The sequence below is a fragment of the Methylophaga sp. UBA5088 genome (assembly GCF_002414625.1).
Taxonomy (GTDB): Bacteria; Pseudomonadota; Gammaproteobacteria; order Nitrosococcales; family Methylophagaceae; genus Methylophaga; species Methylophaga marina.
The window spans coordinates 1-5,710 of sequence record NZ_DIAC01000044.1 but is presented as its reverse complement, the minus strand read 5'-3'; the positions used below and the strand labels follow the sequence as shown (position 1 = coordinate 5,710).

The following is a 5,710-nucleotide window of genomic DNA, read 5'->3' as shown; positions in this document are numbered from 1 at the left end:
CTTCATCGCCATTACCATCCTCATAGGCATCAGCGTTGTAGTTGGTCGCAGAAACCATAGCACTCCAGTCATCAGTCAGACGACCAAACAGTGTGGTATTTGTTTTAAACGAATCTGTATTGCTGGAGAACATGCCTTTGACCAAGCCACCAAATTGCTCGCCCGGCTTCAGCATATCTTCAGGATCTTTAGTAACAAATTTGACTGAACCACCAAGTGCTCCAGCACCTGATAGCGCATTACCTGAGCCGGCATTCACTTCAACACGTTTAAGAAGTTCTGGCTCAATACTGATGCGCCCAGCATGGTGAAATAAACGTGTTGCCTGAACAGCGCCATCAATACTGATGCTCAGCAATTGGTCTTCAATACCTCGCACATAGAGTTTCTGAGCGATATCGACACCACCACCGACAGATATTTCTGGTGATTGACTGAATAAATCTTCCAAATCATTCGCCTGAACTTTTTCAATTTGTTCAGCGGTCACGCTGTTAAGTTCAGGAGTAATCGTGTTACCAGTCACCTCAACAGTGTCCAAGATTATTTCTTCAGCTATTGCAGCCTGTGAAAACATCGCGGCGAAAAGCGCGACAGAAAGTACAGTCCGATGACTAATTGGGTTTAAGCTTTTACTCACAACCACCTCGTTAATAATAATCATTATCAAATAAAACAAGATCGCATTCTAATGATTAAGCGAGATGATGAATATGAAATTTACAATTGTTACATTTCACCCCTAACTTGCAGGTAGGACCATGTTCATTCTTAAACCACCCGTCACTAAGTTCTCAGCGCTCAGTTGTCCTCCACACACTTCAATATGGCGTTTAGCCAGGCTCAAACCCACACCAAATCCACGATGAAGCTGACGCCCAGAATGAGCCAGCCTGAAAAAAGGTTTAAAGATATTGGTTAAATGGTGTGGTGCTATACCTGGGCCGAAGTCATCAATATAGATTTGGTATTGATCTGCCACTTTCTCAACGATGACTTTGACGGTTTGGCCATCGGGGGTATGTGCTAGTGCATTCCTGAGAATATTTTCAAAGGCGTGTCCTATAGCACGCGCACTGCTGTTTTCAATAATCGCGTGCTCTGGCATCGTCGCCTTGATTTCGCATTTGGGAAACTCAAACCTCGCATCCTCAATGATACTATCGATCAAATCAGTTAAGTCTAATGTTTCTTGACGTAAATCGGGACATTCGTTATCAAGCCACGCCAAAGTGAGTGTATCCTCAACCAATACACGCATTTGCTGACTTTCATATCGAATTCGTTCTATCAATTTCGGATCAAGATCCTGATTTTCAGCCCAGCTTAATGCTAATTCCACTCGTGCTAGCGGGGTTCTAAGTTCATGAGAGAGATCAGAAATGAGGTGACGCTGTGTTTGAATTAAGTGACCTATTCGCTCTGCCATCCCATCAAAGGTGTCACCCAAGGCGGTAATTTCGTCTTGACGTTTTGCCAAAGTTTTCCCGACACGCACATTGAAATTACCATCACTAAATTGCCTTGTTGCTTTTTCCAGTTGAGTAAGTGGTGACATGACATGGCGATAGATAATCAAGCTAATTAAGGTCATCAACAATAAAGGCAAGGCGATCTGTAACAGCAAGCTAGTCTGAAACCAGTATGCTCCTGGCCGCATTCGATCCGGTAAGGTGATGAGAAAATGTGTTTTACCGTCAGAAAAAGGCAAATCCATTGTCGGGGTTTCTTTGAAATAGAGATGTATTTTCCAGCTGATGTCACGACCAAGAGCAAATCTCTCCTGGTATTGTTCTGATATATAGCTATTTCCTACTGGTGCAACATTGGAAGAAACAACAGCTACCCAGGTATTTTCTTTTTCTTGAAGATGCTTTACCCACTCATTTAGCGATTGAATATCACCGTTTTCATGATATTTCTCCGCCAATTTGGCATACGCTTTCAATTCAGACTGGTAACGCTGATCAATGAAACTCATATGTTGCTCTGTGTGCAGTAGCAAAATATGTATCAGCCAAAAAAGTAAAATAGTGCCAATGACTATGGTTGCGACTAACTTCCATAGTAAGCGACGCTTCATAATAAAATATATCCTGTCCCATGCACGGTTTGTAGGTGATCAGCGGGTAGTCCCGCCGAGACTAACTTCCGCCTAACCCGGCTCATATGCATATCAAGACTTCTGTCATAACGACTAAACTCTTTTTCCAATACGAGACGATATAGTTGTGGTTTGCTGAGCGTTTGTTTGGGATTCTGCATCAGTGTCCACAAAAGTTTGAACTGTATAGGGGTAAATGGAATGGTTTGGCCCGCAAACGAAACGGTTTGTTTGTGTTTATTTAACTCAATACCGTGTCTGCTGAGATAATGATGATCATCGTCATTGATTTGTGGTGCTAAACGCCTGAGAATCGCTTCTATCCTTAATATCAACTCGGTGAAATTAAATGGTTTTGACAAATAATCATCTGCACCACTTTTTAATCCAAGAATACGTTCTTCCTCTGCACCATGTGCAGTTAGCATAATCACTGGCGTAACACGTGTTTGCCTGATTGTTTTTAAAATTTGGTAGCCATCTTTTTCTGGCAAAGACACATCCAATAAAATTAAATCCAACGACAAACTAATAGATTTTGTCAGACCATCATTACCATCATGTGCTACCACCGTATCAAAACCAGCATTCACAAGAAGCTGCTGTAATTGTTGGTTTAATGTGATGTCATCCTCAACTATAAGCACTCTAGGTGGCATGATTTGACGTTACCTTTAAAATCTTAATAACAATTGTTCGTATTATGAATAATAGCAGATAAGTCGTTATTTAACTGACATCGAAGGTAAAAAAAAGCCGTTGATATACATCAACGGCTTTTTTAGTTTGATTTAAAGAGAAGTTACTCTTTAATTTCTAACGCCAGGAATTGTGCTGAACCACCGCGTTGTACTAACACAGGAATCGGTTTATTAGCAGGCAGTTTTTTTGCCACCTCAATAAATTGATGAGGATCCTGGATATCAGTGTTGTTGATACTCAGAAGAATATCACCAGGTCTAATACCAGCTTTGATTGCGGGTCCTTGTTCAACCTTCATGACCATGACACCACCTTTTGCTACGTCAAACTGTTTACGTTGCTCCGGTGTGATATCAGCAACTTCCATTGATAAACGTGAATCGACAAACCGGCCAGGTTTTGAACTATTGTTGGTAAGGTCTTCATCTTTTGGTAGTTCTTCGATGGTGACTTTGAGTGTTTCGTGCTTATTATTACGCATCACCTCAACGTCTACTTCTTTACCTACTTTAGTTCTACCAACGATTGGTGGTAAATCAGAAGAGGTCTCTACTTCTTTACCATCAAAATCAAGAATCACGTCACCTGCTTTAAAGCCTGCTCGTGCTGCTGGGCTGTCGTCGACGACACGAGATATAAGTGCACCGCTTGGTTTAGATAAACCAAACGATTCGGCGAGTTCACGCGTTACATCTTGAATAACGACACCTAACCAGCCACGGCTGACATAGCCTTGTGATTTAATCTGATCCACCACATTCATGACGGTACCAATTGGGATAGCAAACGATACCCCCATAAAACCACCGGTACGGCTATAAATTTGTGAGTTGATACCAATCACTTCGCCGTCCAGATTAAATAGTGGGCCACCTGAGTTACCGGGATTAATAGCCACATCTGTTTGAATGAAGGGTACATAACTATCGCTAGGTAAACTACGGCCTAAGGCGCTGATAATGCCAGCGGTTGCAGAGTAGTCAAAGCCGAAAGGTGAGCCAATCGCTAACACCCACTCTCCCACTTTCAAATCATCTGAGTCACCGAGTTTGACGGCTTTTAAGTTTTTGGCATCGACTTTGATTAAGGCAACATCACTGCGTGCATCGCTACCTAATACTTTTGCCTCTAATTCAGTTCTATCACTGAAACGGACGATGATTTCATCAGCATCTTTGATAACATGATGATTAGTCAGAATGTAACCATCAGAAGACAAAACAAAACCAGAACCTAGAGATTCACTTTCTCTCGGCATTGGTGAGCCGCCCTGTTCACCAAAAAACTTTTTGAAGAACTCATCCATCCCTGAACCTTCAGGTAACTCCAAACCACGTGGTAGCATTGAAGTGGGAGTTTGCTCTGTTTTGTTATGAGTTCGGATGTTTACAACAGCATCACCATTGTCGGCAACGAGTTCGGTAAATTCTGGTAGTGACCGAGCCTGAACACTAACACTCAGCATTAGCCAAGTCATTAGCATTGCTAACGCCGTCCAATTTTTGTTTACTCTCATTTGAAGTCCTCATTTGGTTTGACATTGATACCGGCATCATGATGACTCATACGGTGCTTAACCCATACAAAGCCAGTAATCAGACCTAATAGACCAGACACAATTTGCAGCAGTTCCCCACCCCCCATTAAACGCACGGTAATTGCGATGGTAAATAGGAGAATAAGCGGCAACATGTACATCATGAAAGCCCCTGTTAACAAGGCTTCTTCAGGAATTGAAACGGTCACCTGTTGACCCACTCTCAACTCACCATCGTCCTTAACCGCTATACGAGAAAATTTTTTGCCGACATGCTTGGATAACAAGCCAGTACCACAGCCTTTACGTGCCTGGCATTGACCGCAAGTTGACTGGCGTTCGGCTTCTACCCAGACTTGTTCACCACTTCTACTGGCTACGGTCGCTTTTTGTTCAATCATTCCTGTTCGGCCTGACTGAAGGCGATAGCACTCCCGATCTTTTCAACAGTAACGGCAGGTACCTCACCCACTACGGTGACGAAATGTGCATTCATGATTGTGCCAAAAGCATTAATACCACCCACGTGCGAAGCACCATGCAGATGATTGTGTTTGGCACGAATTTTCTCAATAAAAACAGACACTGAGCTTAGGCCATCACTGTAAACACGTTGTTCAACATCGGCCCCATTACTGGATCTTAGGCGGTTCTGTAAAGCAACTAAAGCGAATCCGTCAGGCAACCAATTCACCTGCCATGCCAGTTCATGGTGGTGTTCTTCAATGTCGATAGGTTCTTGAGGTTCTGTCTTGTGCCAGACCATGTCATCTTCAGCTAGTAGTGACTCGAACTTATAATCTGGAATAGGTTCGCCTGTGCTAACTGATGAAAAAGAAAATGTTTCCAGCACATCACCATCTTGAGCTATAAGTTCTGACTTTAGAAGAAGGTATGTTTCAACATCAACCCACAAGCGATAGCCATAACGATAATTATCATTAGGCGTAATCAATAACTGATAGGCATCTTTACCAGCAACGCGTTTTTTTCCACCCATTTCAACTTCATAATACGGTGCTGCAGAGCTGAAACGTCGAGGTAAGTCACTTGGAAACCCTCCACTCAGTGGACGACGACTAACATTGATTTGTTTACCATCGGGACTGATGCACGTCACCATATCGTTACTACGAATAACTTCTCTGGCAGCACCATTCAGAGAAATCATTCTTTCGAGCTCACCATTGTCATCTGACCGATGGAAAATACGTATTGACTGTAAGTTTCTGCCAGACTGATAGTTAAATACCCCTTCGTAGGTCAATGTTTTTGCCGCGGAAGTCATTTTTTCAAGGATCTGCATTGCTCGCGGAGCATCAGCATGCGCCAGAGCAGAAAATGATAAAAATGTGACAACTAACAGG

The 5,710-nt window shown here is 42.7% G+C and carries 6 protein-coding genes; all 6 read right to left on the bottom strand.

What is annotated here, in order from left to right; genetic code table 11:
• A partial coding sequence (locus B4K20_RS06010) for a TonB-dependent receptor plug domain-containing protein (protein WP_289282245.1) occupies positions 1-640 on the bottom strand: 640 nt, incomplete at its 3' end.
• Positions 641-742: 102 nt separating this feature from the next.
• Entirely contained in the window at positions 743-2,083 is a 1,341-nt protein-coding gene (locus B4K20_RS06005; protein ID WP_289282244.1) for a sensor histidine kinase, read from the bottom strand.
• On the bottom strand, positions 2,080-2,763 hold the full coding sequence (locus B4K20_RS06000) for a response regulator transcription factor (RefSeq protein ID WP_286305172.1): 684 nt from the start codon (positions 2,761-2,763) through the stop codon (positions 2,080-2,082). Before B4K20_RS06000 ends, B4K20_RS06005 begins: the two co-directional genes overlap by 4 nt.
• A 143-nt stretch (positions 2,764-2,906) precedes the next feature.
• Positions 2,907-4,322, bottom strand: coding sequence for a DegQ family serine endoprotease (locus B4K20_RS05995; RefSeq protein ID WP_286305173.1), 1,416 nt, complete (start codon positions 4,320-4,322; stop codon positions 2,907-2,909).
• Positions 4,319-4,744 carry a SoxR reducing system RseC family protein gene (locus B4K20_RS05990; protein WP_289282243.1) on the bottom strand — a complete coding sequence of 142 codons (426 nt, stop codon included), beginning with the start codon at positions 4,742-4,744 and terminating at the stop codon, positions 4,319-4,321. The genes B4K20_RS05995 and B4K20_RS05990 overlap by 4 nt, the downstream gene beginning before the upstream one ends.
• Positions 4,741-5,709: a MucB/RseB C-terminal domain-containing protein gene (locus tag B4K20_RS05985; protein WP_289282242.1), complete on the bottom strand. Its 969-nt coding sequence runs from the start codon at positions 5,707-5,709 to the stop codon at positions 4,741-4,743. The genes B4K20_RS05990 and B4K20_RS05985 overlap by 4 nt, the downstream gene beginning before the upstream one ends.
• Position 5,710 lies beyond the last annotated feature (1 nt).

Excerpts from the sequence above, each read along its gene's own strand:
- B4K20_RS06005 (WP_289282244.1), bottom strand. The coding sequence starts at position 2,083 with ATGAAGCGTCGCTTACTATGGAAGTTAGTCGCAACCATAGTCATTGGC.
- B4K20_RS06000 (WP_286305172.1), bottom strand. The coding sequence starts at position 2,763 with ATGCCACCTAGAGTGCTTATAGTTGAGGATGACATCACATTAAACCAA.
- B4K20_RS05995 (WP_286305173.1), bottom strand. The coding sequence starts at position 4,322 with ATGAGAGTAAACAAAAATTGGACGGCGTTAGCAATGCTAATGACTTGG.
- B4K20_RS05990 (WP_289282243.1), bottom strand. The coding sequence starts at position 4,744 with ATGATTGAACAAAAAGCGACCGTAGCCAGTAGAAGTGGTGAACAAGTC.